Source organism: Acinetobacter sp. T_3_1, from assembly GCF_025377055.1.
Classification (GTDB): domain Bacteria; phylum Pseudomonadota; class Gammaproteobacteria; order Pseudomonadales; family Moraxellaceae; genus Acinetobacter; species Acinetobacter kookii.
In genome coordinates this window covers 1-4,321 of record NZ_JACHVD010000040.1, presented here as the reverse complement: position 1 = coordinate 4,321, position 4,321 = coordinate 1, and the positions used below count along the sequence as shown (strand labels likewise).

General features: G+C 36.9%; 4 protein-coding genes. All 4 read left to right on the top strand.

What is annotated here, in order from left to right:
* The first annotated feature begins 487 nt into the window (after positions 1–487).
* On the top strand, positions 488–730 hold the full coding sequence (locus H4I94_RS16025; RefSeq protein WP_261183714.1) for a major capsid protein: 243 nt from the start codon (positions 488–490) through the stop codon (positions 728–730).
* Positions 731–1,529: 799 nt separating this feature from the next.
* A complete protein-coding gene (locus H4I94_RS16020) occupies positions 1,530–2,375 on the top strand; it encodes a virulence factor TspB C-terminal domain-related protein (RefSeq protein WP_261183713.1) in 846 nt (281 codons plus the stop codon).
* The gene (locus H4I94_RS16015) at positions 2,372–2,659 is read left to right on the top strand and encodes a DUF2523 domain-containing protein (protein ID WP_261183712.1); all 288 of its coding nucleotides are present in this window, start codon (positions 2,372–2,374) and stop codon (positions 2,657–2,659) included. The genes H4I94_RS16020 and H4I94_RS16015 overlap by 4 nt, the downstream gene beginning before the upstream one ends.
* Positions 2,659–3,876: a zonular occludens toxin domain-containing protein gene (locus H4I94_RS16010; RefSeq protein WP_261183711.1), complete on the top strand. Its 1,218-nt coding sequence runs from the start codon at positions 2,659–2,661 to the stop codon at positions 3,874–3,876. The genes H4I94_RS16015 and H4I94_RS16010 overlap by 1 nt, the downstream gene beginning before the upstream one ends.
* Positions 3,877–4,321: the final 445 nt, after the last annotated feature.

Genomic DNA, 4,321 nt, shown 5'->3' with positions numbered 1-4,321 from the left:
TGTGCAGACAATGCACAAGAAGTAGAAATTCAGTTTGTAGAGCAACAAACCAAGTTTGGTGCACAGATGCAAATTTTCAGTGTTAAGCCAGTACCTAAGAAAAACCCTTAAGTATTAAAGGTTTAATTTATAACATTTCGTATAATGTATAATATGTAAATAAATCAATAGGTTAGGGTAATAATTATAATGTCACAGCTTATTTATAAGTGCAAGAAATGCGGTGCAAAATTCTCTGATCAATTGGTTTATTTCAAGCATTTTTACAACTGTACAAAGAGAATTTAAGAAATGGCAATGGTCTGTCAAAACGTCGAAGTAACAACAAACCATTGCTTGCAGTGGGTGGAAATGGTTCCGCCTACTTTATTGCCAGAGTTGACACTCGTTGAGGGTAACACCATTGGTTTTGCTTGTCTGCTTGTGTTTGCAACGGTATTTGTCGTCAAAATGTGCATTAAAGCACTTAAATAAAAGGGGTTCTATTATGGAACAACAAAAACAAGCTCTACAAACTCAAGCTTCACATTTTAAAAATAATGCTCGTCGTTATGGCTTAGGTGTTGCCGTTGCCGGAACTGTTGGGGCTTCTAATGCAGCACCAATCGACACAACTGCTGTTGTTGGAACAATTACTGACGGTGTAACAACTGTTAGTGCTATTGGTCTTGCAGTGCTGTCGCTTGTTGTTGTGATTAAAGTATTTAAATGGGCACGTTCAGCAATGTAACAAATCGGTGACAAGCCTCTATATTTTTTAGGGGCTTTCGCCTTCTCCAGTGAGATCAATGAAAATGGATATTGAAAGTTTAGGGGCATATATATGCATAATCATGTGGATCATCGTTGGATCAAAGCTTTTTTAAGAAAAATAATTCCAATTCTTCTCGTTTATTCTCTATTTTTTACAAGTACTGCAAATGCTGCCAATGTTGGCGGTTGGGCTTTGGGTGGTGGTGTTGCTCAAGGTGCTTCAACTGTTTATGAAGGAACTAAGCAGGTTATCATTGATGGCAAAAATTATATAAAAACTGGTACAGCCAAGATTACTCCAGCAGTTTCTCAAGTTTCTAAAGTTTTGGCACGTGGTGTAGCTGGTGTTGCTTTATCTGTAGCAGTTGAACAGCTAATAGGTGCTGTTGATTGGGTTCTTGATCCTTCAAACAATCAAATTGTTTATTACAAAGAATCATCTCTTTCTTGTCCTACTCCTCAATCTTGTCCTCAATTTTTAAACCTTTATTGGAATGGTAACTATGCTTCTTTAGGTTACTTTGGCTCTCCACAAGCTGCCGCAGAAGCTTTTACAAAAGCTCAATTACCCTCTGAATTTGAAGTTTCTGCAGGTGCTATTATTTCTGATGAAGGTCAATTAGTAATAGTTGCGGTTACAACTAAATCTCCTTCCTCTCCTTCTTCTACTGGTCGTGAGTATGTATACCGTGTAGTTAATCCTGCTTATGATCCAAATGCTGAACGAGAGAAAAAAACTTTACCTCTAGACGTTGTATCTGCTCAGGTAATTTCTAATGCTGAGTCTGATACTGATAAAAAAGCTGCTGCTCAGGTTGCTACTACTGCTGCTGCTGNACCGTGTAGTTAATCCTGCTTATGATCCAAATGCTGAACGAGAGAAAAAAACTTTACCTCTAGACGTTGTATCTGCTCAGGTAATTTCTAATGCTGAGTCTGATACTGATAAAAAAGCTGCTGCTCAGGTTGCTACTACTGCTGCTGCTGCTGACATTGTTGCAGAAGCTGAAACAGACGAAACCAAAGCTCGTCCTATTACTGATCAATTAAATAAATCTGCTTCTACAAAGTCTGCTGATTCAGATGCCGCTGCTAATGCTGGAACTGGTACAGCTACTGCTACTCCACAAGCTGATCCTGTTACTGGTGAGCAAGCACCTCCCACTGATATTTCTTTAGAATTCCCAATTTTTTGTGATTGGGCACCTACAATTTGTGAAGCTGCTCAAACTGTAATTTCTTTTCCTACTACTCTTGCTGATTGGTGGAATACAGGAAAATCAAAAGCCGAAGAATGGGCTTTATCTATCTCAGAAGCTTGGACTGCTGCAAAAGAATGGGCAAAAAATGACGAAAATGAAGATACAGACAATGATCCTCCTGAAATTCAACAAATAGATATTGGTGCTTTAGATACATCAACTTTTCAGGGTACACCTGGTTGCCCTGCACCTATTCAAGTGCCTGTAACTTTCGGCACTGGTGGATCAACTGAAATAAGTTATGAGCCTATTTGTCAACTTGCGTCTAAATGGTCTTTTATTGCTCCGCTTATTGGTTTTATTTCGGGTGCAATGATTCTGATTGGTGTCGGTCGCAAGGGCGAGGATGGTGACTCATGACCTTAAAATTACTTCTTGTTTCTGTTGCAGATTGGGTATTAAGCAAGTTTGGTAAAACTGTTTTAAAGGGTTTAGGTCTTGGCATGTTCTCCAGTGCTGTTGTTATGACTTTATTTCAGCAATTGATCGGTCATGCACAGCGTGAATGGGGGCAGTTATCTGCTGACGTTTTACAGATTCTATCTCTTGGAAATCTCGATTATGGTATTTCAATTATCGTTGGTGCATGTACTTTAAAAATAACTTTGATGATTAATAAAATTTCATTTGGTAGGGTTCAATAATGGCTATTTATCTTACTGTGGGCCAACCTAGACACGGCAAAAGTCAATTTGCTGTTAAAACAGCTTATGACTATCACTTAAAAAATCTTGAAATACAAAAAAGAATTGATTCAGGAAAGTTTGACCCTGAGAAAGACATTGTTAGGGAGATTTATTCTGATATTGAAGGACATTCAGAAAAATGCGATTTTATCCATCCTGCACCTGCTGATTGGCGTGATGTTCCTGATAATTCCATTATCTTTATGGACGAAATTCATAAACGGCCTGAATATACCGATAGTGATGGAAAAATGTCTCAAAATCCTATGATTGTGGATTTGACAACACATGCACACCAAAATAAAGACATTATTTTAATGACTCAAGACCCACAAAGATTGAATAAGGGTATTAGAGCATTAATTGAAAAAATGTATTTGGTAAAACGTCCTATTCAAAAACCAAACTTTGCAACAATCTACGAATTTGAAAGATGGCTTCGTGATCCGTGGCAAGCTGCTGTATCTGAACGCTCTGTGAAATATCAGGATAGCTATAAATTTTTTTATAAGAAGAAATGGCAAGATATGTATACAAGCGCATCCGCTCATACTTCTATTAACTTTAAAATTCAAAGTAAGTTCATTTATGCAATTATTGCCATTATTGTTTTAATGTCCGCGGCATATTTTTTATTTACAAAGTCCGGTGGTGATAAGTTAGCAAGAAATGCAATCTCAGGGATTTCAGGTGAAAAAGTACAACAAGATAAACAAAATGAAGTTAATCCTCAGTCTATTGCTGGTGCTGTATCTTCTGCCGATGCTGCTAATAATCAATTTAATGCCGATTTAGAATGTCGTAAGGCTGTGAATGTTGAAAAACCTGAATGTGTAAAATGGTTTAATGATTTAGGCAAAAATGGCTCATCTGTAGATTCTTCGGGTCGTGTCGTTCAAACTGTTTCTTATAATCCTAACAAGCCTTATGAATTTGATTATCAACCACAAGTACAACCAACGGATTTTCCAAGAATGTCGGGTGTGATTAAGCTCTCCAGTGGCAAACTTGTTGCCATTGATCAGCAGGGTAATTATATGACAGCTATTTCTCAGCAAGATTGTCTTAGATGGTTAGATGGTTATCGTCCATTTAATTACTTTGCTCAAAATCAAAAGAGGGAACGGAGTGTTCCCGAACCGAAGCAAACGAATTTTGAAACTTCTTCTCTTTGATTACATAATCCGGGAAGATGAAGCTAATAGGTAATAACAGAGGGCGTGTTCCGCCCGAACTGACTGGAGAGAACAATGATTGAATTTTTTGAACATCTTTATTCTTTGCCTACCTGGCATTTTACTTTATTGTCTGTAATCTTGTTTTTTGGTTTGATAATTATTCATAAAATTTTAGTTTTTTTTGATTTAGACTGATTTCGTATAATGCTAATTATGTCCAGGTCTTTACCTGGTGCATTGGCATTATGTATCACCTGGGAAGTTATCCTGGTCAAACATAAAATTTCATAAGTTATTGATTCTTCGTTATCATAATTTTTTATCGTTGGCATAATATTACATTTTATTAATTTTTATCCTGGTCTGAACATTAACTTTTATCCTGGTGCGGATATATATTTATCTTGGTGAAATTATTATTAGACTGATTTCGTATAATGTA